This window comes from Actinoplanes sp. NPDC051537, from assembly GCF_055586105.1.
In genome coordinates this window covers 112,935-138,986 of the sequence record NZ_JBVJIU010000025.1, presented here as the reverse complement: position 1 = coordinate 138,986, position 26,052 = coordinate 112,935, and the positions used below count along the sequence as shown (strand labels likewise).

Below are 26,052 nucleotides of genomic sequence, written 5' to 3'. Positions count from 1 at the left end.
CCCCTCGCCCTTCCCCCCCTTCCTCCCCCCCCCCCCCCCCCCCCCCCCCCCCCCCCCCCCCCCCCCCCTTCCCCCCCCCCCCCCCCCCCCCCCCCCCCCCCCCCCCCGCGCCGGTGAAACCGTCAACCGGCGACCTTGAAGCCGGTGTTCTTCATGTCGTCGAGCGTGGTCTGCTGCATGGTGGCCAGCGCCGCCCCGAAGTCCGCGGCCTTCTTCGACTGCGCCGCCTTGCCGAACGCGTCGTTGTACGAGCTGTAGGCGACGTTGACGTTCGGGCCGTAGGTGAACGGGTTGGTGATCTTCGCCGACTCGGCCGCGATGCTGTAGAAGTCGGCCTGGTCGGAGAGGAACGCGGGCGGCGAGGTCAGGGCCGCCGACGCGTCGACGCTGGCCGGGTAGACGTTGGCCGTGGTCGCGAGCGCCTTGACGCCGGCCGGGTCGGTGTTGAGCCAGGCGATGAACTGGGCCGCCTGGGCCTGGTGCTTGCTCTGCGTGGTGACGCTGGTGGCCGAACCGCCCCAGTTGCCGTTCTTCGGGCTCGACGCGTCCCACTGCGGCATCAGGGCCGCCTTCCACTTGCCCTTGGTGCTCTTGGCGCTGCCCTCGAGCACGCCCGGGCCCCACACCGAGCTCAGCCAGCCGACCTGGGTGCCGTCGTTGAGCGCGGCGTTCCACTCCGGGGTGTACATCGGCTTGTTGTCGACGACGCCCTCCTGGACCAGGCCGCCCCAGTAGCTCGCCACCTTCTGCGTGTTCGTGTCGTTGATCGCGACCGACCAGGTGTCGCCGTTCACGCCCCACCAGGACGCGCCGGCCTGCTGCGAGAGGCCGGAGAACCAGCCCGGGTCGTTGGCCGAGAACGTGCCGAGGTACTGCTTCTTGTTCGCCGAGTGGATCTTGCGGGCGGCCGCCGCGTAGTCGTCCCAGGTCTTCGGCGCCTCGAGGCCGAGCTTCTGGAAGACGTCGGTGCGGTAGTAGAACATCATCGGGCCGCTGTCCTGCGGGACGCCGTAGAGCGCGTCCGAGCCGAGGGTCACCGCGTTCCACGCCGAGTCGGGGAACTTCGACTTGAGGCTGCCGGCGTCCTTGCCGATGTCGGCCAGCGCGTTCGCCGAGACCAGGGTCGGGATCTTCTGGTACTCGGCCTGCATGACGTCGGGGGCGCCGCTGCCGGCCTTGATCGCGGTGAGCAGCTTGGTGACGGCCGGGTCGCCGCCGTCCTGCTTGTTGACCGTCACATGGATGTCGGGGTGCGTGCTGTTCCAGCCCTCGACGACCTTGTCCATGTTCGGCGCCCAGGTCCAGTAGGTCAGCTCGACCTTCTCGCCGGGCTTGGGCGTGCTGCCGCCGCTCGCATTGTCGCCGTCGCTCCCGCCCGAGCAGGCGCTGGTCATCAAGAGAGCCGCGGCCATGAATCCGGCCAACGGCAGAAGTGTCTTCTTCATCGATCCTCCTCGATCGGCCGACCGCGGTGGGCGCGCGGCCGCGGTCGCTGCCGGGGGAGACGTGCGTCACCGAACAGGACCTGTGACCGGTTACAGTGCTGCGCGCCCCCGCAAATGTCAAGCCCTTGCGTCGCGACCGTTAACGGCCTGTATCGTGCGGAGCCAGGCGCCTGTGACCGGTTACAGTCGTCGCGCTCGTGAAACGCTGCCGCAGAGGAGTCACCCGTGCTGAACGTCGCGCACCATCCCTGGTCGGAGCCGCCGCGCCGGCCCCGGATGAGCAACGACGAGGACGCGCGCCCGGGCGTCGGGCTGACCAGCCGGCACCTGATCCGCGACGGCGTCCCGGTGATCCCGGTGTCCGGCGAGATCCACTACAGCCGCCTGCCCCGGGCCCGGTGGCGGCGGCGCCTGCGGCAGCTGCGGGCCGGCGGCGTGACGGTCGCGGCCAGCTACGTCTTCTGGCTGCACCACGTCGAGCACCGCGGCGAGCCCCGCTTCGACGGCAACCTCGACGTGGCGGCGTTCGTCGACCTGGCCGTGGCCGAGGGCCTCGACGTGATCCTGCGGATCGGCCCGTGGTGCCACGGCGAGTCGCGCAACGGCGGCTTCCCGGACTGGGTGCAGGAGGCGCCGGTCCGCCACCGCACCGACGACCCGCGCTACCTCTCGCTCGTCCGGGAGTGGTTCGGTCAGCTGGCCGGCGCGCTCGACGGCCGGTGCGGTCCCGACGGCCCGGTGCTCGGCATCCAGATCGAGAACGAGCTCTACGACCAGCCCGGGCACATCGCGACGCTCAAGCGGCTGGCCCGGGAGGCCGGCATGTCGGCGCCGCTGTGGACGGCGACCGCGTGGGGCGGGGCGGAGCTGCCGGACGAACAGGTGCTGCCGCTCTACGGCGGGTACGGCGACGGGTTCTGGGTCGACGCCGACGCGCCCTGGGACCCGACGTTCCGCGACCACTACTTCTTCTCGCACGTCTGGGACGACCCCGGCATCGGGGCGGACGTGCGGCGGATGCAGCTGCAGGGGATGCCGGCTTCCTCGCGTACCCCCTCGGATCTTTTCCCCCCGGCCACCTGCGAGCTGGGCGGCGGGATGGCCACCGCGTACCACCGCCGGCCGCGACCGGCGCCCCTCGATGTCGCCGCGATCGCCCATTGCAAGATCGGCAACGGCTCGGCGTGGCAGGGCTATTACATGTACGCCGGGGGAACGAACCCGTCGTCGTCTTCAGCCGGCGGCATGCAGGAGTCGCATGCGACCGGTTATCCGAACGACATGCCCCGGCTCGGCTACGACTTCCACGCGCCGATCGGGGAGGCCGGTCTGCTCGCCGGGAGCCACGCCCTGCTCCGGCGGCAGCACGCATTCCTGAAGGCGTTCGGCGCGGGGCTGGCCGAGATGCCGTCGAGCCTGCCGCCGGTGCGACCGTCGGGCGTCGATGACGACACGACTCTGCGGTACGCGCTGCGCAGTGACGGGTCGAGCGGCTTCCTGTTCATCGCCTGGCACCAGCCGCACGTGCCGCTGCGGGCGTACGACGGCGCCCAGTTCCGGGTCGCCCTCGGCGCGGAGGACCTGGTGCTGCCGGCCGCCCCGATCGCGGTGCCGCCGGGGACGCTGGCCCGCTGGCCGCTCGCGCTGACCCTGGGTGGAGTGCGGCTGGATTGGGCGACGGCGTCGGCGCTGACCGTGCTGGACGGTGACGTGCCGACGCTGGTGCTGGTCGCGGAGGCCGGCATCGAGGTGAGTTACTCGGTCGGGGGGTCGGCCGCCACGGTCTCGCCGGGGTTGACGCCGGTGCGGCTGCGGTCAAGTGAGGGTGAGGGTCGGCTCGACCTGTTGGTGCTGCCCGCGGCCCTGGCCGACGAGATCTGGGTGTGCGAGGACGGCCCGGCGCGGCGGTTGTTGCTGTCGGCCGCCGAATTGACGTGGGGCGCTGATGGGCGCATCGAGGCTTTCGGGCCGGACGTTCGCGTGTACGACGTGGTCGCCCGCGGGTTTGTGGATCTGCCGCTCGAGGGTGCGGCCGCCGATCCCGACCCCCACCCTCTCTGGGTGGGGGCAAGTGAAGCACCCGCCTACGACAATTTCGCGCGGTCGTCCACAAGCGTCGACGCCGAGCTCATCCGCGAGGCGAGCACGGCCGTCCCGGTCGCCTACGGGAAGTTCGACGGGCGGCAGTCGGCGCCCTCCGACGAGGCCTTCGACGAGCTCGCCGCGGTCTACCGGCTTGCGCTTCCCGAACCGGGCACGGACTCCTACCTGCGCATCCGCTGGGCCGGGGACGTCGGGCAACTGCGGGTCGACGGCCGCACCGTCACCGACCGGTTCTGGGACGGGTCCGAGTGGATCGTCAGCCTCCGGGACGCCGGCGTCGGCGAGCGGTCGCGCGTCACGCTTCACCTGCTGCCGATGGCGTCGGGGTCGACGGTGTCGCTGCCGGCCGACGCGCGCGATCGGCTCGCGGCCTCGGACGGGCAACTTCTGGCGATCGACTCGCTCACCCTCGAGAGCCACTCGCTCTTTCGGGAGCCCCATCTCGTACGCCGGACTTCGCGCCGGATGGCCGACGGCCGCGAGATCGTCTACTTCGACGACACGCCGCCGTTCGGTGCGCGGGAAGCGGTCGACGTGCGGCCGCTGCCGGTCGCGTCGGCCGATCCGGAGATGCGCTACGACCCGCTGACCGGGGAGTGGGTGGCGATCGCGGCGCTGCGCAACGACCGGACCTTCCTGCCGGCCGCCGACCAGGACCCGCTCGCGCCCACCGTCCCGGGTGGCTTCCCGACCGAGATCGCCGAGTCCGCGTACGACGTCGTGGTCTTCGAGAACCGTTTCCCGTCGTTCTCGCCGCGGGCGACCGGCGAGCCCGACGTCGTCGACGGCGATCCGCTCTGGCCGGCGCGGCCGGCCCGCGGGCGTACGGAGGTGGTCTGCTTCTCGTCCGTGGCGCAAGGGTCGTTCGGAAGCCTGACCCCCCACCGGGCCCGCACCGTGATCGAGGCCTGGGCCGACCGGACCGCCGTGCTCGGCGCGCGCCCCGAGATCGAGTACGTGTTCCCGTTCGAGAACCGCGGCCGCGAGATCGGCGTGACGCTGCCGCACCCGCACGGGCAGATCTACGCGTTCCCGTTCGTGCCGCCCAAGGCCGCCCGGATGATCGCGATGGCGTCCGCCCACCGCGGCGGCAACCTGTTCCGCGACATCCTCGACGCCGAACGCCGGGCGGGCACTCGCGTGGTGGCGACCTCGGAGCACTGGACCGCGTACGTGCCGGCGGCCGCCCGCTGGCCGATCGAGGTGCACCTGGCGCCGCACCGCGACGTCCCCGACCTCCCGGCCCTGACCTCCCCCGAGCGCGACGACCTGGCGCTGATCTACCTGGACGTTCTCGGGCGGCTGGACCGGTTCTTCCCCGGGGTGGGCGCGTTGCCGTACATCTCGGGCGTCTTCCAGGCCCCGGCCCGCGCCGACCGTGACCGGTTCCGCCTGCATCTCCAGGTGTTCTCGATCCTGCGCGCCCCGGGGAAGCTGAAGTATCTAGCCGGCGTGGAGTCGGCGATGGGCGCCTGGATCAACGACACCCGGCCGGAGAGGGTGGCCGAACGCCTGCGCGAGCTGGGGTAGAGGATCAGCCGGTCCAGCCGAGCCAGTGCTCGCCCGCGGTGAGGGCGCCGAACCAGATCAGCGCGGCGAGCACGGGCACGGCCACCACCCACAGCGGACGGTGGCGGCGGAGCAGCCCGATGGCCAGCGCCAGCAGGGCGAGCCAGACGAGCAGCAGGAGGGCCACCGCCCAGCCGGGCGCGAGCAGGCCGCTCGCGACGTAGAACGTCAGGATGGCCACGTGCGCGGCCAGGGCCAGCCAGCCGAGCGCCCACTGCCACCAGGGGCGAGCGGCCGCCTCAGCGCCGGCAGTCGGCGACGACATGGCCGAACCGTAGCAGAGCAGCGGGAGCCCGCCGCCGCCCGTGCTGTCGCGCCGCGCCGGGCTGCTCGAAGAGGAGGCGACCGACGCCGGCCGGGGATCGTTCCGGCTCGACATCGCTCCGATCGTCGACTAGCCCGGCCGGGTCGTCTCGGAGTCCTCCGCGCGGGAGGCGGCGCGGTGGATGCGCATACTCGAGCGATCTCGGCGTGCACGCGTCGCGCTGCGTGAGGCGGTCGTCGATGCCTTCGCGGCCGAGTTCCTGCTGCCGGTGGCGGCGGTCGGTGTGGCCGGCCGTGAGTTCGGCCGCGACACACTCATCCGCCACCCGGCTACGCGCACGCGGTCATGGAGGCGCGACGGCGTCGTCTGATCACAACGGCACGCGCGGTGGCGCCGACTTTGCCAGGTTCGCCGGGGATCACGGTTTGATCTAGCGGGCTCGCGGCGGGCGGTCCGGCCGGCGAGTGTCCGGGAGTCGAACATCCGACTCGGGCTGTCACCGATCGACCCTCTCCTATCTGCGAGAACGGCCCACATTGACGTCTGTCTAAGCATGTGCCAACTCTCGGGCGGGGCAACGCATCGACGAGGATCGGTGTAGCGTCCGAACGCGACAGATCGACTACGGTGTGTGAAATCGGGGGAGGATCATGCATCGGCGAATGTGGCTGGCTGCTGCCCTGACCGTTCTGCTCACTCTCAATGTCGCGGTCGGCGCCGCTCAGGCGGCGCCGCTCGTGGACCGGCCCGTCGCGGAGTTGTACGGGTCGCACGCGATCTACGGGATCGCGGGAAGCGGGGTCAACTCGGCCACCGGGAACTACTCGGTGTCGGCCGGTGACCTGGATTTTCCGGCGGCGATGCTGCACTGGGGCCGCACCTACAACTCGCTCGACGACACGACGGGACCGTTCGGCACGGGCTGGACGGCCGATCTCAGCGCGTATCTCAAGGCCAACGACGACGGATCGGTCGCGTACCACGGTGACGACGGCCGGGTCCTGACCTTCACGGCGACGGGCAGCGGCTTCGCGCGGCCGCCGGATCTCGACGCCGACCTGACCCGCAACGCGGACGGCACCTACGCGCTGCGCAACCTGTCCGGCGAGGTGTGGACGTTCGACGCGAACGGGCGGGGCGTGTCCCGGGCCTCGAACGGCACCCGGGTCACCTTCGGCTACGACGACCAGGGGCGGCTGACCTCGGCCACCCACTCGGCGGGCGCGAGCCTGGCCGTCACCTGGACCGGCGACCGCATCACCGGGGTGGCCGCCAACGACGGGCGGACCATCGCGTACGCGTACGACGGCAACGGTTTTCTGACCGGCGTGACCGGACCGACCGGCGTGATCGCCAAGTATGCGGCCGACGGCGGCCGGGTCGGCACCGTGACCGACGCCGAGGACCGCACCGTCGTGATCAACAAGTACGACGGCGACGGCCGGGTGACCCACCAGGAGTACGGCACCGGTGGCGAGGCCGCCTTCGTCTACGACGACGACGCGGGAACGCTGAAGGTCACCGGCACCGACGACGTGACCGCGACCTACCACCACGACAAGTCGGGGCGGCTGACCTCGGTCGAGGACCCGGCCGGCGGCACCGTCACGCAGACGTTCGACGGCAGCGGCCGGATCACCGGCGTGCACAGCGCGGGCGGCACCGACATCGCGATCGCCTACGACGCGCGCGGCAACGTGGTGAGCCGCAGCATCGGCGACTCGGTCACCAGGTACGAGTACGACGGGCAGGACCGGGTCGTCACGATGACCGACCCGGCCGGCGCGGTCAGCCGGTACGCCTACACCGGCGACGACCGCACCCCGTCGCAGGTCATCGACCCGACGGGCGCCACCAGCACCAACACGGTGGTGGACGGCCTGGTCACCGAGACCGTCGACCCGGCGGGGGCGAAGGTCTCCTACGCCTACGACGCGGGCCGCCGTCTCACCTCGCTGACCGATGCGGTCGGCGGGATCACGAAGTACGCGTACGACGCGGTCGGCCGGCCCACCGAGGTCACCACCCCGCGCGGCGCCACCACCAGGTACGGCTACGACGCCTCGGGCCGGGTCACCTCGGTCACCGATGCGCTCGGCGCCGTGACGAAGTACCGCTACACCGCGTCGGGGCTGCTGCTCGACGCGACCGACCCGGCCGGCGGCGTCACCAAGAACAGCTACGACGGCAACGGGCGGATCACCGGCGTCACCGACGCGCTGGACCGCACCACCACCTACACCTACAACGCGACCGGCAAGGTGGCGACCCAGACGAACCCGGTCGGGGGCGTGGAGAAGTTCAGCTACGACCCGTTCGGCCGGGTCAGCGAGGTGACCAGCCCGAACGGCAACACCATCGCCTACTCGTACGACGCCGACGGCCAGCAGACGCAGCGCTCGGCTCCGGCGGGGACGCGCAAGACCACGTACGACAGCCGTGGTCTGGTCACCTCGGTGACCGACGCGATGGGCCGCACCACCAAATACGAGTACGACGCCAAGGGGCGGCTCACCGCGACCACCGACCCGATGGGCAACGTCTCCCGGCAGTCCTACGACGCCGCCGGGCGCGTCGCCACCCGCACCGATCCGACCGGCGCGGTCGCCAAGTACGCGTACGACAAGGTCGGTCGTCTTCTCACCACGACCACGCCGCTCGGCCACGTCGTCACCAACGGCTGGGACGCCGCAGGCCGGCTGGTCTCGGTCACCGACGCGATGGGCGGGGTCACGAAGTACACGTACGACGCCGACGGCCACCGCCTGACGCAGACCACCCCGGCCGGGCTGGTCACGAAGTACGAGTACAACACCGTCGGCCGGCTCGTGCGGTCGACCAGCCCGCGCGGCGGCGTGACCAGCTACGAGTACGACGCCAAGGGCAACCAGATCAAGACGACCGACCCGACGGGCGCGGTCAGCAAGTCCGAATACGACGCTGCGGGGCAGCTCACCCGCAGCACCAACGAGAACGGGCAGGCGACCGGGTACGCGTACGACGCAAGCGGGAATTTGCTCTCGATCACCGAGCCGAGCGGATCCGCGACGAAGTACACGTACGACAAGGCGGGCCGGCAGCTCTCGTCGGCCGATCCGCTGGGCCGGGTCACCAAGCAGACCTACGACGCGTCGGGCAACCTGACCGCCGTCGCCGACCCGGCCGGCAAGACGCTGAAGATGGAGTACGACGCGGTCGGCGAGCTGCTCAAGCGGACCGGCGACGACGGCAAGACGCAGAGTTTCGGGTACGACGACGACGGCCGCCGGACCAGCATGACCGACGCCTCGGGCACCACGACGTACGCGTACGACAAGGCCGGCCGGGTCACCGGCTACACCCAGCCGAACAAGAACGCGTACGCCGTCACCTACGACGCGGACGGCCGGCGGACCAGCCTGAAGTACCCGGACAAGCTGACCGTCACCTACGGCTACGACGACAACAACCGCCTGACCGGGGTCGACGACCCGCGGGCCGGGAAGACCAAGTACACGGTCAACCCGGACGGCCAGGTGCTCGCCGCCGACCTGCCCGACGGCATCCTGCGCAGCTACGGCTACGACGGCGGCCTGCTGGTCCGGTACAAGCAGTGGGGCGGCCTGGCCAAACCGCAGGACACGGCGCTCGAGCGGGACGGCGACGGGCGGGTGGTCAAGCAGAGCGACTTCGGCGTGAGCACCAAGTTCGCGTACGACCCCGCCGGTCAGCTGGTGAAGGTGGATGACCCGGGGCTGGGCGACACGTCGATCGCGTACGACGCCAACGGCAACCGCACCAAGGTGTCGGGCATCGGGCCGGACACGACCTACAAGTACGACGCCGCCGACCAGCTCGTGTCGACCGACTACGGCATCAAGCACACCGATTACACGTACGACTCGTCCGGCCGTCTCACCCGCCGAGCAAGCCCGGGTCAGTCGGAGTCGATCGAGTACGACTCGTTCGGCGAGCCGGTCACCCGCAAGACCACGCACCTGCTGCTCACGTCAGTGGAGAAGTCGGTCTACAACGCCGACGGCCTGCTCGTCAGCATCGGCCCGGACAAGGGACCGAAGCGGACGTTCGAGTGGAGCGCCGGCGAACGGACCCCGCAGATCCTGCGGGCGGACAACAGCACCGATTTCGTGTACGGGAACGGGCGCGTCTCGGCCGACACACCGGTCGGCTCGGCCGCGTTCTCCCAGGACGCGTACGGCTCGACGCTGTGGACCCTGCCGACCTCGCCGTGGGCGCTGGCCGCTCGTTATGACGCGTTCGGGAACCCGGACGTCGCCGGCCTGCCGACCGCCGACGGCCCGCGCTTCGGGTACCGGGGCGAGCTGTCGGCCGGGGCGGAGTCGGTGTACCTGCGGGCCCGCTGGTACTCGCCCGGCGAGGGCCGGTTCGACTCCCGTGACCCGCTCTCGGTCCTGGTCGGATCCACGCGGCCGGCCAGCCCGTACCCGTATGCCAACAACGATCCGCTGAACATGGTCGACCCGCTCGGGCAGTTCGCGCTCTTCGACATCCTGGCGTCGATCGCCTCGCTCCTCGGCGAGCCGAACGACTGGCTGGACTGCTGGGAGAACCCGGACCCGGGCAACGACCTGACCCGCCACCAGAAGTGCTTCCAGAGCAAGGGCCCGCTGTGGACCCGCGGCTGGAACATGTCGTCGGACTGCCTCTCCGGCGTCGAGGACTGCCTCAGCGACATGTGGAACGACGGCGGCGAGGAGAAGGCGGCGCACGCGCTGGCCATCAACGAGCTGGCCCGCCAGTACGAGGACTGGTGGGACCGGTTCAAGGACGACCAGCTCGGCATGGGGACGTTCATCAGCAAGGACATCGACTGGGAGGTCGGCGACCAGCCGGGCGTGCCCGGCATCGACCCGGAGATCGGCTACCGCGGGTTCCGGATCGACATCGTGACCAAGGAACGGAACATCTACGAGGTCAAGAGGTACGAGGGAGAGAGCACCACGGCCGACGTGAATGCCCAGCTCCAGCGATACCAGGACACGGCGATGCTCTGGTACGGGATTCAGTTCGATCGCGGCACCGAGCTGCAGCACTGGGCGACCACGTTCCCGGTGTGGAAGCACTGGTACACGATCATCCCGTCCGAGGTCTACGTTTGGGGGCTGGGCGAACCGGCCGGCCACGTCTACTTCACCGACGACGGCGACAAGGTCCCGGCCGGCGCGCGGGCGAAGGCCGAGACCAACGAGGACAACGGGAACAGCGAGGCGGAGCACGGCGTGCTCAGTTGCGGCTGGTGTGTGCCGATCCCGATCATCCCCGAGGTGCCGGTCGTACCCGTCTGATGACGGTTGCTTAGGAGGTTTCATGGCGGTCAGCGTCGAGCCGGGCCTGACGGACCGGTGGCGCAGCGGCAGCAACGCATTGCTGCTGGTGCGCTCCCCGGAGGACCCGTCGCGGGTGCGCTCGGCGCTGACCGCCGCCACGCGGGACATCGCGGCGCTCGGCGCGGCCTATGTGCCGACGCCGGTCGCCGTGCCCGCCGGCCATCTGCTGACCATCGACTTCGGAACGGCGCCGGTCGCGTCCTTCGGCGCCGTTCCCGACCTGATCGCCGGCCGCTTGGCCGAGGCCGGCGTCGGCGAGGCCACGCTCGGCGCGCCGGGCAAGATCGGTGACCGCTACGCCGCGATCACCGGTCTGGTCCCCGCCGCCCGGGCGTGGCTGCGCGGCCCGCTCGGCGCACCCCTGGGCCCGGCGCCCCTGGGCGCCGACGCCCTCCTGGAGATCGCCGCGGCGTGGGTCTGGCACACGGCCCCCGAGCTGCCGCCGCAGGGCGTGGTGATCTCGGCCGAGTTCGAGCTGGCCTGGCCCGGCGTCACCGAGGCCCTCCGCCCGGCGCTGGCCACGCACGCGCCGGTCGCCATCGTGGCCAGCGACTTCGCGTCGACGGCGACGGTGGCGGCGGTGGAGGCGTCGCTGATGGGCGCGGTCAAGCAGGCGACGCTGACCGCCGCCGGCCAGGACGTGGCGGCCGCCATGCGCGGTCAGCGCGACCTGCTGGCGGCCCACGCCGGCGACCTCGCCTGGGGTGGGGTCGACGCCGCGCCGAACGCCCGCGAGGCGCTCTCGCCACAGTGGAGCGGCCGGCGGCCGGGCGGAGAGCACGTGCCCGACCTGCTGGTGCCGGACGGCATGTGGTTCCAGGTGCTGTCGCCGGGCCACCTCGAGCGGCTGGGCGGCGTGCCGGCGGGCGCGACGGCGCTGGCCGCCGGCCGGGCCGGGCTGACCGTGGGGGAGCCGGAGCAGTGGGCGCCCGGTCACCCGGACGAGCCGGCCGTGCGGGCGCGGGCCCGGTCGTTGCTGGCCGGTTGCCTGGTCGACGAGGAGACGGGAATGCGGCTCGCGGGCGAACGCCTGCGGGAGGCCCGTTCCCGCGACACGGAGGGCTTCTTCCGCCGCCGATGATGACGACGCGTTCGCCGGTTTGGCGATCTCTCACGGTGCTCATGCTGGCGGCCGGCCTCACGTCGGCCTGCCACCTCGGCCACCGCGACGACTGCTGGGGCGGCAAGCTCACCCCCGTGAACCCCAGCGCGACCCCCGCGGCCCCCACCCCCGCGAACGAGGCCCTCTGGGTGGCCGACGAGCACGGCGACCTCAGAGCGATCGACGGCCGCACCAACCGGGTCACGGCCACCGTCGACCTCGGGCGGGCCGGGCAGCCGTTCCCGCCGATCCTGGCGTCGGGGGACGGCCGGCTCTACGCCTACCGGCCCGAGTTCGGCGAGCTGACCATCGTCGACGCGGCCGGTGCGCGGGTGACCGGGCGGAAGAACGTGCCGGCGGTCCGGCCGTACGGCGGCAATCTGGTCTTCTTCGCCCACGGCGCGTTGTGGATCGCCCAGCCCGGCCACCTCTGGCGGGTGTCGGCGAAGGGCGACATCAGCGACTCGGCGCTTCCGGCGCGCTTCACCCCGCGGTCCCCGGCCATCTCCGACCGTTGGCTCTGGATCACCGACGGCGGCACCCTCATCCGCATAAATCCGGCCAAGCCCGGTGAGATGCAGTCGCAGGCGCTGACGAAGGGCATCTCGCAACTCACGACCGGGCTCTACGCGACCGGACTGAACGAGCCGGCCGTCCGCCACCTCGACCCGGACACGGGACAGGAGCTCGGCACGATCAGCCTCGGCCACGGCGAGCTGGCCCTGTCGATCGTGGGCGGCTGGGCGCTCGGCAACTGCGGCAGCGCGATGCGCCTCGCCGATCACCACGAGGTGCGCGTTTCCACGGTCTCCCAGGACCTGCCGGCAACCTCGGCGATGGGGTCACTCTGGGTGGGCGACGAGGACCGGTCCGAGGTCGTACGCATCGACGCCGCCACCGGGGACGTGCTGGCGCGGATCCCGTTCGCCGCCGCCGATCCGGACGATCCGTCGTTCGGGCTGGTCGCTGGCCGCTCGACCGTCTGGGTTCTGGACGGCGACTTCGCGGGCGGCGTCTCGCGGGTCGACGCCGCCGCCGGACGGGTCACCCGGGTGCTGCCCGCAGAGCCGGGAAAGGGTGGTCTGTCGGCCGCTGTCTCGCTGCCCCCGGAGTGATTTATGGTGCCTTGACCAGGGCACGACGCGCGGGCAGCGCCCCGCTAGTATTCGCAGACAGGAATACTCGGGGGAAAGGTCGGAATGCAGCCAGTAAGCCCGTACCGGCTCGGCGAGCCGCTGGGTCAGTGCCAGGTGGGAAGCGTGTGGTCGGCCGTCGACGAGCAGGGGCGGCCGCTGACCGTCGCCGTGCTCGACACCGCGGCCCGTGACCAGGGCTGGCGTGACGCCTTCGCGGCCACCGTCAGCGCCCTGTCCGAGCCCGGCCCCGACCGTCCGCATTACGTGCGCGCCGACGTGCAGGCCGAGGTGCCCTGGGCCGCCTACGCGGGCCCGGTCGGCGCCGGCGCCGGCGCCGAGCGCGTGTTCGAGTCGCTCGGCCAGCGGGTGATCGCCAACGAGCCGGCCACCGCGCCGTCCGTGCCGGTGCCGCAGCAACAGCAGCAGCAACCGAGCTGGAACTCGTCGGCCGCGGTTTTCCCGGCCAGCGGCACCCCGACCAGCGCCACCCCGATGAGCGGCACCCCGACCAGTGGCATCCCGACCAGCGGCACCCCGGTCTCGCCGGTGTCGAGCGGCGGCGATCCCTACGCCGTCGACCAGTACGGCCTGGGCTACTCGCCGGCCGCCGAGCAGAACCCGTTCTCCTCGCCGCAGCGGCGCATCGAGCCGTCCCCGCCGCGCAAGAGCCGCAAGGGCCTGTGGATCGGCCTGGCCGGCGTCATCGTGGTCCTGCTCGCCGTCGGTGGCACGATCTTCGCGCTGGCCCGGGCCGGCGGCGGCGACGACCCGAACGGCAAGCCCACCGCCTCGGCCGCGCCGCAGGCGGTCGGCACCGTGCCGACGGCCCCGCCGGCCAGCCCGGGCGCCGAGCCGCCCAAGCCGGTCAACGTCTGGCCGGTCAAGTTCCCGGCCTACACGCCGTGGGACAAGGTGACCACGGTCAAGCTCGACGGCATCGCGTTCCCGGTGAAGCTGCCGGCCGGCTGGCAGTGCACGCTCGCGGCCCGCGCCGAGGGCTACATCAAGTACAACTGCGGCACCCCGAGCGGCGCCCCCGAGCAGCTCGGCGGCGAGCTGGTGGTCCGGCCGTGCGCCCAGCCGTGCAGCGCGCAGCAGCAGACCGAGCTCCGCAAGAACGAGGAGGCCTGGGGCGCGCAGTGGATCCGCACCGGCCCCTACTCGACGCTGGCCGAGACGGTTCTCGACGTCGACGGCCAGCAGCGGCACGCGTTGACGGTGATCGGCTACTACCGCGGCGGGGAGAGCGGCGAGCTCGACAGCCAGCTGGTCCTCCGCATGACCGCGCCGGTGACGCAGTCGGCCCAGCTGCGCAAGCTCGCCACGTTCTTCCACAACGAGCTGGTCTTCTAGCGGCGAGTGGACAGCCGGCGCGGGTCACGCCGGCCGTGCCGGGTCGCGCCGGCCATGCCAGGTCGCGCCGGCCATGCCAGGTCGCGTCGGCCGTGCCAGGTCGCGTCGGCCGTGCCAGGTCGCGTCGGCCGTGCCAGGTCGCGCCAGGTCACGCCGGCCATGCCGGGTCGCGTCGGCCATGCCAGGTCGCGCCAGGTCACGCCGGCCATGCCGGGTCACGCCGGCCATGCCGGGCCCCCGCGCCGGCGCTTTGCTCTGCTTACCAATACGCGCATGGCGCATATCGATTCACGATGCGCGTATGGGTAAGCAGAGCAAAGTCGCGCGGCACCACCCGCTACCTGTGGCTCGGCCTTTGCGTTGGATCCGGCGATCGGGCTCTCACCTCGAAAGCGCCATCAGCGCGTCTCGTGCTCGATCCAGGCGCTCATCTTCGCGGCGAACTCCCGCTCCGAGAACGTCGCCGCCTGGGCCGCGATCCGGTGCGGCGACAGCTGGTTGAGGTGCCACACCGCCTGGGCGAAGTCGCGCGGGTCGCGGGAGTCCAGCAGGTAGCCGGTCTCGCCGTGCGCCACGGTCTCGAGCAGGCCGCCGCGGGCCAGCCCGATCACCGGCGTGCCGCACGCCTGCGCCTCGACCGGGATGATGCCGAAGTCCTCGTGCACCGGGAACAGCAGCGCCCGCGCGCCCCAGTACAGGGTGCGCAACCGCTCGCGGCTCGGCCGCACCTCGAAGTGCACCGGCACCCGGACCTTGTCGGCCACCTTGCGAAGGTTCTCCTCCTCGGGGCCCGAGCCCGCGATGACCACCGGCATGCCCGCGGCCTCGGCGATCTCGATGATCAGATCGAAGTTCTTGTACGGGATCCAGCGCCCCAGCCCGAGCAGGTAGTCGCGGGGCTGGTAGCGGTCGGCGGCCGGCGCCGAGCCGAAGTAGTCGACGTCGACCGGCGGGTTGATGACGACCGCGTCCCGCTTCCAGAACCGGTTGATCCGGTCCCGGACCTCGCGCGAGTTCGCCGCGTACGCGTGCACGTGTTTGCTCAGTTTGACGTCGGCCTTCTGCAGGGCGGCCCGGGGCAGCGTCAGCAACGGGCTCGACCCGCGGCCGTCGAAGTCGGGACTCCAGACGTAGCGCGCGGGGGAGTGGATGTAGCTGAGGTAGCGGGTCGTCTCCGGCGGGCCGAGCCGCACGGTGTGCGCGAACGCGTGGCTCGACGAGATGACGACGTCGAACCTCTCCTTGCTCAGCGTGCGCCAGGCCAGCGGCATCAGCGGCAGCGCGCCCGCCTTGGATTTGCGCAGCGGCGTGTTCGCCATCCACGACTCGCTCAGGCCGGGCTCGTCCGAGTCGTGGTCCTTCCACAGCACGAACTTCTTGCCGTGCGGCACGATGTCGGCGATGCGCCGGAAGACGTTCTCCGAGCCGCCGGTGGCGCCGAACCATTCGTGAACGAGCGCGACGGACCGGCCGGCCAGGACGCCGGCGCCCGGTTGGCGAGCCGGTGCATAGTCGGGGTAGGTCATGCGTTGCTCCTCACGGCCGGGTTGGCCTCGTCGTTGTCGGGGGAGTCGGGCTTGCGCTTGAGCTTGCGCAGGAAGGTGTCGAGGTACGCGTGGCGCAGCGGCGGCACCGCCGCGACGTAGCCGAGGAACAGCACCCCGATCGCGGCGCACGAGGCGACCAGCCGGAGGATGCCGTCGCCGGCCAGCAGCCAGCCGGCCACGCCCGCCAGGGTCGCGCCGGGCGCCAGCTCGGCGAGCCGCAGCATGCTGAACTTCAGCACGCCCAGCCAGTGCGCGGAGACCGCGAACATCAGCAGGCCGCAGATCGAGGACGCGACGCCGAGCGTGAACGCGCCCCAGTACCGGTAGAGCAGCAGGTCGACCAGGATCGCCGAGCCGAAGGCGACCGCGTTGACGACGGCGACCTTGAAGTTCGCCCCGCGCGCGTTGAGGATCTTGACGAGCGTGTAGCCGATGACCTGGGCCCAGATGCCGAGGGCGAAGCCGACCAGCATGACCGACGAGATGTCGACCGCCTGCTCGTCGAACTGCCCCCGGGCGTACGCGAGGGTCACGATGCCCTTGGCGTTGAGGGTCAGGATCAGCGACAGCGGGATCGTCAGGAGCAGCACCGGCGGAACGAGCCGGCGCAGGCCACCCGAGACCTCGTGGGCGGCCATCTTGGCGAACGAGGTCAGGCCGGCCAGGCCGAGCGGGGCCGCGAGCAGCGCCATGCAGGAGTCGACGATGAAGCGCGAGTACTCGGTCGCGGCGACGACCTCGACGCCGAGCAGCGAGCCGACCGCCCGCTCGACGGCGATCGACCCCTGCAGGATCAGCGGGATCAGCAGCAGCGGCCGCAGCCGCTTCCAGAACAGGGTGAGCGCGGTGTGGCGGGCCACCCGGTACGACAGGTGGATGCCGGTGCCGTCGACGGCCGGCACGTGCAGGTAGCGGCGCTGGTGGGTCCAGAGCGTGCCGAGGGCGCAGAGAAGCACGTACGGGCCGGTGAAGCCCCAGGCGAGCAGGGTCGCGTGGCCGGTGAAGTAGGCGAGCAGGGTCGCCGTGATCAGGCCGACGCTCTGGAACGACGGCCGGATGTTGAACATGCGGGTGTCGTCGTGGGCGAGCCCGACCAGCACGTACATGTTGTATTGGATGTAGAACGGCATGCCGAGCCCGGCGATGACCAGCATCGACGCGGCCATGTTCGCGGTCTCGCCGTCGAGGCCGGGCCCGAGCACGTCGACCCAGTAGTGCCGGCCGAGCACCAGCGCGAGCACGAGCACGAACGAGAAGCCGACCAGGATGTTGCGCACGTTGCGGTAGAGCACCGCGGCCATCGCCGGGCGGTCCTGCCGGTACTGGACGTACAGCGGCAGGAAGCCGGCCGACAGCGCGTCGGCGGTGAAGAAGTTGATCGGGACCATCGTCCCGGTCAGCGCGATCCGCTGGGCCGCCACCACCTTGCCGGCGCCGAAGAGGGCCGCGAGCAGCACCTCCCGGACGACGCCGAGGACCTTCCCGGCCATGCCGCCGAGGACCAGCTTGACGAAGATCCTGGTCACGGCGCCCGGACCAGGCCCTGGAACGCGGCGAGGTAGCTGCGGGCGGAGTACGCGAGCGTGAACTCCTCGGGCAGCAGGCTGTCGCGCGCGCCGCGGAAGCGGGTGACGTCGAGAAGCACGTCGGCCAGGCGCACGGCGTCGGCGGGGTCGGCCTCGCGCACCACCCGGTCGAGCCGGCTGGTGCCGAGCGAGCCGGTGGGCACGACCGAGGGCAGTCCGCAGGCCAGGGCCTCGAGCACGGCCATCGGCAGCCCCTCGAGCCGGGCGGTGGTGAGCAGGGCGACGTCGGCGGCGGCGTAGTACGCCCGGACGTCGTCCTTGTGCACCCGCCCGGTGAACCGCACGATGCCGTCCAGCCGCAGGTCGCGGGCGAGGGCGTGCAGCTTCTGCTCCTCCGGGCCGTCGCCGACGATCAGGAACGCGTACCGGCTGCCGAGCCCCCGGTCGCGCAGCGCGGCCGCGGCCCGCAGCGCCCGGTCGACCCGCTTCTGGACGTGCAGGCGGCCGATCGACGCGATCACCGAGACCGACTCGTCGATGCCGAGCGCGTCGCGGACCTTGGCCCGGCTCACCCGGTCGAAGCCGTGGTCCTCCGGGCGTACGCCGTTGGGAATCAGCCGGATCCGCTCCGGCGGCACCGACCAGCTCTGCGGCGGGGCCGCCAGCGACTGGGCCACGTTCTCGCCGATCGCCACGATCGCGTCGAAGTCGCGGTAGCGGGCGAGGTCCTTGGCCAGGCCGAGCATGTTCTTGGGGGAGGTGGCCAGCGAGCGCAGGTCGTGGGCGCGCAGCTTCGAGCCGATCTCCATGGCCGAGGTGCCGTGCGCCTGCATGACGAACGGGACGCGCGGGTGGCCGGCCCGGTCGCGGACCACGCCGTACGCGCCGGCGCTCACCGACAGCACCACGTCGGGGGCCGTGGTGAGCGACGCCCAGTACGCCCGGGACGCCTCCCACCACTCGGCCGAGTACTCGCCGGGGCGGGTGCCGGCGAGCGGGATGACCCGGACGCCGTCCTCGACGAAGGGTGCGGGCGCCGGCGGGTTCGGGATGTCGGTGGTGACCACCCGGACGTCGCGGACGGTACGGGCCCACTCGGCGGCCAGCGCCCACGCCACCGTCTCCATGCCGCCCGTGCGGTGGTGCGGCGTGGAGCGGGCGAAGATCAGGATCGAGTCGGTCACCGCAGCGTCCTGTACAGGGCCTCGAGCTTGTCGGTCTGCCGGCGCAGGTTGAACCGGTGCAGCACCATCTCGCGGCCGGCCTTGCCGAACCGCTCGCCCAGCGCCGGGTCGCGCAGCAGGGCGATGAGCCGGTCGGCCAGGGCGGCCGGGTCGTGCTCGGGCACCAGGAAGCCGTTGACCCCCTCGGTGACCGCCTCGTGGGTGCCGCCGTGGTCGGTGGCGACCAGCGGGACGCCGGCGGCGCCGGCCTCCATGAGCACGGTGACCAGGCCCTCCTGGTCGCCGTTGGGCGCGGTGACGCTGGGCACGCAGACGACCCGGGAGTGGCTGAGCCACTGCAGGGTCTCGGCGTGCGTGCGCACGCCGAGGAACTGGACGGCGTCGGCGATGCCGAGCTCGGCCGCGCTCGCCTCGAGCGACTCGCGCAGCGGGCCCTGGCCGATGATGGCCAGCTCGGCGCGGGGCACGGCCCGGCGTACGTCCGCGAACGCCCGCAGCAGGTCGGCGGTGCCCTTCTTCTCCACCAGGCGCGCGATGTGCAGGATGCGCGGGGTCTCCGGGATCGGGGCCGGCTGGATGCGGTCGACGTCGACGCCGATCGGCAGCACGACGACGCGGTCGGCCGGGTAACCCCACTCGATCGCGCGCCGGCGCACGTGCTCGGAGACCGCGATGAAGACGCGGCCGTGCGTGAACAGGTCGTCCCGCCACGTGACGTAGTTGATCCAGGACGGCTTGCGCGACGCCACCAGCTGCGACTTGGAGACCGACACGTCGAACCCGTGCAGCGTCGTGACCAGCGGGATGCCCAGCGCCTTGGCCAGCGGCGTGACGTAGACGGCCTCGGGCCCGAAGTGGGCGTGCAGCAGCGCGACGCCACGCTCGGCGAGCGCGGCGCGCATCGGCCCGGGCGAGCGGGTCAGCGTGTAGGCCAGGACGGCCCGGCGGCCGAAGTCGGCGACGCTAACCGCGTCGACTGCCGGCGTGACTTCCGGGACCTTGTCCTTCGCCACGAAAAGTGGCCGAAAGGTACGTAGTGCCAGAGCCTGGTTTCGGATGAACGTCTCCGACGGCAGAAACTGCTGGTGCCGCACTATGCCGACGGTGGGCGTCAGTGACATCGCCCGGGTCCTCCTCGCCAGTTGGCTTGATCAAAAGCACGTAGAGCAGAGCAACGATGGGAATGAGGTGGATCTCACCGAAGACGTCCGTGTTCTCGCCCATGCCCTGGATGAAGATCCAGGCGATGGCGGCCCCCGCGAACGCGGCGAACCTCTTGTCGACCGGCACCCGGCCGGTCAGGGCGCGATAGATGACGCGGAACGCCAGCACGAAGAACGCGAGGGTCAGGAGGAGACCCGGTATGCCGGTGGTCGACCAGGTCGCCAGCAGCAGGTTGTGCGGCGGGAAGCTGCGGTAGAGCCCGTGCGCGGCGGCGTAGGCCGGGAAGCCTTCGTCCCAGCCGCCGAAGCCGAGGCCCTGTACCGGCTTCTTTCCGAACGAGTCGGCGCCGAAGCCCCAGATCTCGGCCCGGCCGACGAACGCGTCGACCAGCGCCTTGCGCAGGGCGCCGATGCTGAGCATCACGCCGACGGCGGCGACCGCGGCCGCCGCGATGCCGCCGAACAGCCGGTAGCGTTTCCGGGCCGGCATGGTCGAGCGGCTCAGGTAGATGGCGCCGACGGCCAGGATCGGCAGCGTGACCGCCAGCACGGCGGCCGATTTGGAGCCGGTGAGCAGCACGGTGAGGATCGAGACGACGCCGAGCACGCCGACCCAGCGGGTGCGGGTGACGGCGTAGACGGCGAGCGCGGCCAGGCCGTTCACGCCCAGGAACATCGCCGCCACGTTCGCGTTGACGAAGACGCCGCCGGCCTTGGCGTGGTCGAAGACGTTGTTGTTCCGCAGGTCGAACAGCGCCGCGATGGCGTTCTGCCCGGCGAAGTAGCCGCCGATGTGCCGCAGGTACCAGCCCTCGACGCCGGGCGCGAACCGGAAGAGCACGACCAGGAAGATCTCCAGCCCCACGAACGGCCAGTACAGCCGCTCGATGTACCTCAGCAGCGGCACGGCGTCCAGCATGATCAGCAGCACGACCAGGAAGCTGCCGAGCAGGACCACCGGCTGCAGCGCGGCCGACGGCTCCGGCGACCAGGCGACCGCGACGACCCGCAGCACGAGCAGCAGGCCGAGCGTGCCGAACAGCATCATGTCGGGGAACGGGCGCCGGGTCGGCCGGCGGAGGAACCGGACCAGGACGCCGATCGCCAGCAGCACGGTGAGGAACGTGCTGAGGGAGACGTCCGAGCTGTTCTTGGGGAGCAGGTAGATCTGTGGCACCGCGAGCACGAGCAGCGCCGCCGCCTGCACGCGCGGTGACGACCCGGCGGCCAGCGCTGCCGCCATCAGGCTGCGGCGCTCACTGGCCGGGGGCGGGTTAGACACCGGCGTTCACCGCGGGCCGGCCCATGATCTCGGTCACGATGCCGCGCAGCAGGCGGCCGCGGCCCAACCAGCCGAACTCCTGGGAGTAGTCGATGCGGGCGCGGGTCTCGGCGTCGGAGGCGGGCATGATCGTGGCCAGCACCCGGTTGACGAACGCCTCGGGTGACTCGGCGACCTCGATGAACGGCGGCCGCACGGCCCGCACGACCTCGGGGATCGGGGTGCTGATCACGTTGATGCCGCCCGCGAGGTACTCGTAGCACTTCAGCGGGCTGACGCCGGCGGTGTAGCTGTTCATCGCGTACGGGATGAGCCCGACCGTGGCGCCGCCGACCACCTCGGCCAGCTGCTCGAGGTTGAGCACGCCGAGGTACTTGGCGCCGAGGCTCTGCAGCTCGGCGAGCTGGCCGTCGAAGCCGCCGCCGCCGGCCGCGACCGGGCCTGCCAGCAGCAGGTCGCCGCGGCCCTGCAGGGCCCGGGCCAGGGTGCGCAGCAGCTCGAAGTCGATCTTGTGGGGCGTCAGGTTGCCGGCGAACACCGCCGACGGCCGCCGCCGGGCCGGGGCCAGGGCCGCCCTCGTGAAGACCTCGACGTCGGCCACGTTCGACAGGGTGCGGACCGTGCCGGCCGGGAAGCCGGCGCCGGTCAGGTGGACGCCGACGGCGTGGCTGGTGGCGATGGCCAGGCGGGCGCGGGCCGCGAGGTTCTTCTCGCCCCGCTCGATCGCGACGCCGTCGATGCCCGGGAACTCGCTGAGGATGTCGACGCAGTGGTACAGCGTGGCGTCGGCGACGTCCTCGAGCTCGTACGTAACCGGGGTGAAGGTCCAGAGCAGCTTGGGCCGCGAGCTCTGCCGCCACTCGGCGACGGCCCGGTGCAGCAGCATGCGGTTGGGCACCCGGGTCGGCGCGCGGTGAACCGGGGCGATGATCGGGGAGATGACCTTCACGCCGTCCGGGATCGGCCGGTACGACGCGGCCGCCTCCTGGCCGCGCGCGGCGTTGCCCAGCCGCCGGGCCATCCGGCCGACGTCCTTGGCGTCGAGCTTGGGCCGGCGCAGCCCCAGCGACTCGACGAACGTGACGTCGAACTGCCGCGCCAGCTCCCGCACCACGTAGTGCTGGTTGGTCGCGATCGGCGAGCTCCACTCCGCGGTGCCGAGCACCAGGATCTCGGGCCCGGAGACCGGTCGCTGAGCTCGGGGATCACCGGTCGGTGGCGTAGTCGTCACTCGTTCAATCCAGACATGTCGCGCGGGGGGACGGACGTTCGGCGGCTGATCATAGACGGCGTTCGTGTCAGGCGAGGGGCCCCCGTGTTCTCGTGCGGTTCCCCGGGAGAATATGTGAGCGGCCCTCGGCGCGGTGCCCCGCCTCCGGCCTCGTTTGCCGACATGTTCGCGTTCGCCTATCTTTCGAAAGGTGACCGACGACGTGGGGCTGTTGCTGCGCCGCGCCGGTTTCGGTCCCACTCCGGCCGAGCTCACGGCGGCCCGGCAGTCGGGTTACACCCCCACGCTGACCGCCCTGTTCGAGCCCTCGGGACCGGACATCGGCGCGCTCGGCGCCCCGATCCCGGACATCGCCCGCGATCCGTTCGCCGAGCTGCCCGACCCGCAGAACCCGACGCCCGAGCAGCACGAGCGGGCGTCGGCGACGCGTCTCGCCCAGACCCAGCAGCTGGCCCGCTGGTGGCTCGACCGCATGGTCGTCGCCGACCACCAGGCCTTCGAGCGGCTCCAGTTCTTCTGGCAGGGGCACTGGGCGACAAATGTGGCGAACCCGCGGTTCATGCTCGATCAGCACCGCACGATGCGGGAATCGCCCGACTTCATCGCGATGGCGCACCGGATGGTCGAGGACCGGGCGCTGGTCTACTTCCTCGACGGCCACAAGAACCGCAAGGACGCCCCGAACGAGAACCTGGCCCGCGAGCTGTGCGAGCTGTTCGTCCTCGGCATCGGCCACTACCGCGAGAAGGACGTCAAGCAGGCGGCCAAGGCGCTGACCGGCTACCAGGTCTCGGCCTTCTCGGAGAAGATCATCTTCGAGCCCGCGCACCACGACGACGGCCCCAAGACGATCCTCGGCGTGACCGCCGCCTTCACCGCGCACACCCTGGTCGACCTGCTGGTCCAGCAGAAGCCCTGCCCGCGCTTCGTGGCGACCCGGATGTGGTTCCGGTACGCGTCGAGCAGCCAGCCGGTTCCCGACCGGGTCCGCGAGCGGATGGCCGGCGCGTTCCCGCACCCGATGCCGATGCTGCGCGCCATGTTCGAGGCCGAGGAGTTCCGGGCCACCGGCGGCAGCCTGGTCAAGCAGCCGGTGGAGTGGTTCGCCGGCGCCCTGCGCCAGCTCGCGCTGCGCCCGTCGGGCCTGCCCCCGGTGCTGTTCGACCGGTTCTACTGGGCGCTCGGCGCGCTCGGCCAGCGGCCGTTCGCCCCGCCCAGCGTCGGCGGCTGGCCGTCCGGCACGGCGTGGCTGACCGCGGCCGCCGCCAACAAGAAGCTCTCCATGGCCAAGGACCTCGCCGACCTGGCCGATCCGGAGGCGGTGACCCCCGAGAGCCTCGCCTACCTGCTCTGCGTCGACAAGTGGACCGACCGGACGTACGCGGTCCTGAAGGACGTGACCGACCCGAAGCTCCGGCTGGCGATCGGTCTCGTGAGCCCCGAGTACCAGGTGACCTGACATGGACGCACTGACCCGGCGCCGCTTCCTGCTCGCCTCGGGCGTCACCGGCGCCGCCGTCCTGGCCGGCGGGGGCATCACGCTCGGGCTGCACGAGCTGCTGGCGAAGGGCGGCGAGCCGGGCGCCGCGCCGCCCGCGAACGAGCCGAGGCTGGTCCTGGTTACCCTCTACGGGGGCAACGACGGGCTCAACACGCTGATCCCGTACGCGGACCCGGCCTATCACGACGCCCGGCCCGAGCTCGCCTACGCGCCCGAGGCCGTGCTGCACCTCGACGACACGCTCGGGCTCAACCCGAAGCTGTCCGGGCTGAAGCGCCTGTGGGACGCGAAGCGCCTGGGGATCGTCCGCGGCGTGCAGTACCCGAAGCCCGACCACAGCCACTTCCGGTCGATGGACATCTGGCAGTCCGCATCGCCGAGCGGCCCGACCAACACGGGCTGGGTGGGCCGCTGGCTGGACGGCACGAAGTCCCCGGTCGAGACCGCCGTCAGCTTCGAGACCGTGCTCCCGCCGCTGCTGGTCGGCCGCACCCACGTCGGCGCCTGCGTCAACTACCGCGAGCTCGACCTGCCGGACTGGATCGGCGCCGACGTGATCGCCCGGCTCGGCCGGGTCCAGCCGGGCGAGCCGGCCATGCAGGCCCGGGCCGCCGCCGCGCACGCCGACCTGATCACCATGGACCGCGAGGTGCGCGAGGCGGGCAGGGTCGCCGCCGGGCAGACCGACAGCGGCGCCCCGATGGCCGGCGGCACCGCGACCGGCGGCAGCGGCGCGCTCGGCGCCCAGCTCGCCCTGGTCGCTCGCTGCATCGCGGCCGGCGTGCCGACGAAGGTCTACTCGGTGAGCCTCGGCGGCTTCGACACGCACGCCTCCGAGCGGCAGGGGCAGGAGACCCTGCTCGCCCAGCTCGACCAGGCGCTCGCCGCCTTCCACGACCGGATGGCGAAGATCGAGGCCGGCCGCCGGGTCACCGTGGTCGTCTACAGCGAGTTCGGCCGGCGGGTGCGGGCGAACGCGTCGGACGGCACCGACCACGGCACCGCCGGGCCGATGTTCGTGCTCGGTCCCGCGGTGGCCGGAGGCTTCTACGGCGAGCAGCCGAGCCTGACCGACCTCGACGACGGCGACCTGAAGGCGACCACCGACTTCCGGGACGTCTTCGGCACGGTGCTCAGCGCGGTGCTCGGCGCCGACCCGGTGCAATATCTCGCGGGGTACAAGCCGAAGCTGCTGCCGCTCATCCCGCCGACCTGAGCGCGTCCTCGAAGCGGGCGGCGTCCCACTTCTCGTCGAGGGCCCGGCGGACGAGCTCGGCCTGGGTCGGCGGGGCGAGGCCGCCGACGGGCTGGTTGACGTCGAGGTCGGTGGGGAAGGCGTAGCCCTCGGCCGAGGCGGCGATGACGTGGTCCACGTTGCCCGGGTGGTCGCGCAGGACGGGGTAGAGGGCGGAGACCATCGCCGTGCGGTCGACGGTCTCCATCGCCCGGCCGAAGGCGGAGGAGATCTGCAGAAGGTTCGCCATCCGGCGTACGTCCGCGGAATGGTTGTCCCCCGCACCGTGGAACACGGCCGGATTGAAGAACGCGGCATCGCCCTTGTGCAGCGGCAGCTGAACCCGGTGCTCGTCGAAATAGGCGGTGAACTCGGGCCGGTGGAAGGCGACGTAGCCGGCCGGGTATTTCTGCGAGTGCGGCAGGTAGAGCGTCGGCCCGGTCTCCACCGGCATGTCGACGTGCGCCACCGCGCCCTGCAGGGTCAGCGCCGGCGACAGCAGGTGGATGTGCGCGGGGTAGCGCAGCGCCTGCTCCTGCGACATGAACCCGAGGTGGTAGTCGCGGTGGGCGACCTGCGCCGTGCCGCCCGGGTTGACCACGTTGACCTGCGAGGTCACCTGGTAGCCGGCGCCCAGCCAGGCGTTGCTGACCAGCGCGAGGGCGTCGTTGTCGTAGTACGCCGCGAACGCCTCGGGGTCACGCAGCGCGAACTTGTCGAGCGCGCCCCACACCCGGTCGTTGGCGCCGGGCTTGGCGAAGTGGTCGCCGCCGGTGACGCCGGCCGCCTTCTGCTCGGCGATCAGCCCGGCGAAGACCGCGGTGGCCCGGTCGACCACGCCGGCGGCGAACGCTCCGGCGAAGACGACGACGCCCGGGCCGTCCATCAGGGCCCGGATCAGCTCGCCCCGCACCTCGGGGGTGTCCGGCAGGGTGCCCGGGTAGATCAGCACGTTCTCGGCGACGTCGGCGGCGTGCGGGTAGTCGGTGAGCTCCGTCTTCCGCTCGCAGACCGCCCGGAACGCGTCCAGGTCGGTCGATGCGGCGGTGAACCAGGTAGTCAT

The 26,052-nt window shown here is 71.9% G+C and carries 17 protein-coding genes; 8 read left to right on the top strand and 9 right to left on the bottom strand.

Translation table 11 applies throughout. The features are described from left to right. Window positions 1-122: 122 nt before the first annotated feature. Window positions 123-1,445 (bottom strand): ABC transporter substrate-binding protein, encoded by a 1,323-nt coding sequence (locus ACZ6TB_RS43360; protein WP_465565925.1) that lies wholly within the window; start codon window positions 1,443-1,445, stop codon window positions 123-125. 225 nt (window positions 1,446-1,670) lie between these two features. Between ACZ6TB_RS43360 and galT the strand changes: the two genes are divergently transcribed. Further along, window positions 1,671-5,078 carry a galactose-1-phosphate uridylyltransferase gene (gene galT / locus ACZ6TB_RS43355; RefSeq protein WP_465565922.1) on the top strand — a complete coding sequence of 1,136 codons (3,408 nt, stop codon included), beginning with the start codon at window positions 1,671-1,673 and terminating at the stop codon, window positions 5,076-5,078. A gap of 4 nt (window positions 5,079-5,082) precedes the next feature. On the opposite strand, the gene ACZ6TB_RS43350 is transcribed toward galT, so the two are convergent. Beyond that, on the bottom strand, window positions 5,083-5,382 hold the full coding sequence (locus ACZ6TB_RS43350; protein WP_465565919.1) for a hypothetical protein: 300 nt from the start codon (window positions 5,380-5,382) through the stop codon (window positions 5,083-5,085). 181 nt (window positions 5,383-5,563) lie between these two features. Between ACZ6TB_RS43350 and ACZ6TB_RS43345 the strand changes: the two genes are divergently transcribed. From ACZ6TB_RS43345 to ACZ6TB_RS43325, 5 genes are all read left to right on the top strand, one after another. Then, entirely contained in the window at window positions 5,564-5,752 is a 189-nt protein-coding gene (locus ACZ6TB_RS43345; protein ID WP_465565916.1) for a hypothetical protein, read from the top strand. A gap of 280 nt (window positions 5,753-6,032) precedes the next feature. Next, window positions 6,033-10,688: a DUF6531 domain-containing protein gene (locus ACZ6TB_RS43340; protein ID WP_465565915.1), complete on the top strand. Its 4,656-nt coding sequence runs from the start codon at window positions 6,033-6,035 to the stop codon at window positions 10,686-10,688. Between the two features lie 22 nt (window positions 10,689-10,710). Further along, window positions 10,711-11,811, top strand: coding sequence for a hypothetical protein (locus ACZ6TB_RS43335; RefSeq protein WP_465565913.1), 1,101 nt, complete (start codon window positions 10,711-10,713; stop codon window positions 11,809-11,811). A gap of 35 nt (window positions 11,812-11,846) precedes the next feature. Continuing rightward, window positions 11,847-12,947, top strand: coding sequence for an NHL repeat-containing protein (locus tag ACZ6TB_RS43330; RefSeq protein ID WP_465565910.1), 1,101 nt, complete (start codon window positions 11,847-11,849; stop codon window positions 12,945-12,947). 84 nt (window positions 12,948-13,031) lie between these two features. After that, on the top strand, window positions 13,032-14,321 hold the full coding sequence (locus ACZ6TB_RS43325) for a hypothetical protein (RefSeq protein WP_465565907.1): 1,290 nt from the start codon (window positions 13,032-13,034) through the stop codon (window positions 14,319-14,321). 398 nt (window positions 14,322-14,719) lie between these two features. Here ACZ6TB_RS43325 and ACZ6TB_RS43320 read toward each other — a convergent pair whose 3' ends face one another. The 6 genes from ACZ6TB_RS43320 to ACZ6TB_RS43295 are packed head-to-tail and all read right to left on the bottom strand — an operon-like array spanning window position 14,720 to window position 22,254. After that, the gene (locus ACZ6TB_RS43320; RefSeq protein WP_465565904.1) at window positions 14,720-15,847 is read right to left on the bottom strand and encodes a glycosyltransferase; all 1,128 of its coding nucleotides are present in this window, start codon (window positions 15,845-15,847) and stop codon (window positions 14,720-14,722) included. Beyond that, window positions 15,844-17,394 (bottom strand): lipid II flippase MurJ, encoded by a 1,551-nt coding sequence (locus ACZ6TB_RS43315; protein ID WP_465565901.1) that lies wholly within the window; start codon window positions 17,392-17,394, stop codon window positions 15,844-15,846. The genes ACZ6TB_RS43320 and ACZ6TB_RS43315 overlap by 4 nt, the downstream gene beginning before the upstream one ends. Continuing rightward, complete coding sequence (locus tag ACZ6TB_RS43310) at window positions 17,391-18,578, bottom strand: glycosyltransferase family 4 protein (RefSeq protein ID WP_465565898.1); 1,188 nt, start codon at window positions 18,576-18,578, stop codon at window positions 17,391-17,393. The genes ACZ6TB_RS43315 and ACZ6TB_RS43310 overlap by 4 nt, the downstream gene beginning before the upstream one ends. Beyond that, window positions 18,575-19,591 (bottom strand): glycosyltransferase, encoded by a 1,017-nt coding sequence (locus ACZ6TB_RS43305; protein WP_465565895.1) that lies wholly within the window; start codon window positions 19,589-19,591, stop codon window positions 18,575-18,577. Before ACZ6TB_RS43305 ends, ACZ6TB_RS43310 begins: the two co-directional genes overlap by 4 nt. Then, window positions 19,542-21,023 carry an O-antigen ligase family protein gene (locus ACZ6TB_RS43300; RefSeq protein WP_465565892.1) on the bottom strand — a complete coding sequence of 494 codons (1,482 nt, stop codon included), beginning with the start codon at window positions 21,021-21,023 and terminating at the stop codon, window positions 19,542-19,544. Before ACZ6TB_RS43300 ends, ACZ6TB_RS43305 begins: the two co-directional genes overlap by 50 nt. Further along, window positions 21,016-22,254: a glycosyltransferase family protein gene (locus tag ACZ6TB_RS43295; RefSeq protein ID WP_465565889.1), complete on the bottom strand. Its 1,239-nt coding sequence runs from the start codon at window positions 22,252-22,254 to the stop codon at window positions 21,016-21,018. Before ACZ6TB_RS43295 ends, ACZ6TB_RS43300 begins: the two co-directional genes overlap by 8 nt. Before the next feature lie 190 nt (window positions 22,255-22,444). Here ACZ6TB_RS43295 and ACZ6TB_RS43290 point away from each other — a divergent pair, with 190 nt between their 5' ends. Together ACZ6TB_RS43290 and ACZ6TB_RS43285 are read left to right on the top strand one after the other, a co-directional pair. Continuing rightward, a complete protein-coding gene (locus tag ACZ6TB_RS43290) occupies window positions 22,445-23,713 on the top strand; it encodes a DUF1800 domain-containing protein (protein WP_465565887.1) in 1,269 nt (422 codons plus the stop codon). Between the two features lies 1 nt (window position 23,714). Then, window positions 23,715-24,971 (top strand): DUF1501 domain-containing protein, encoded by a 1,257-nt coding sequence (locus tag ACZ6TB_RS43285; RefSeq protein ID WP_465565884.1) that lies wholly within the window; start codon window positions 23,715-23,717, stop codon window positions 24,969-24,971. Here ACZ6TB_RS43285 and ACZ6TB_RS43280 read toward each other — a convergent pair. Next, entirely contained in the window at window positions 24,955-26,052 is a 1,098-nt protein-coding gene (locus ACZ6TB_RS43280; protein ID WP_465565881.1) for a phytanoyl-CoA dioxygenase family protein, read from the bottom strand. The two genes, ACZ6TB_RS43285 and ACZ6TB_RS43280, sit on opposite strands and share 17 nt — an antisense overlap.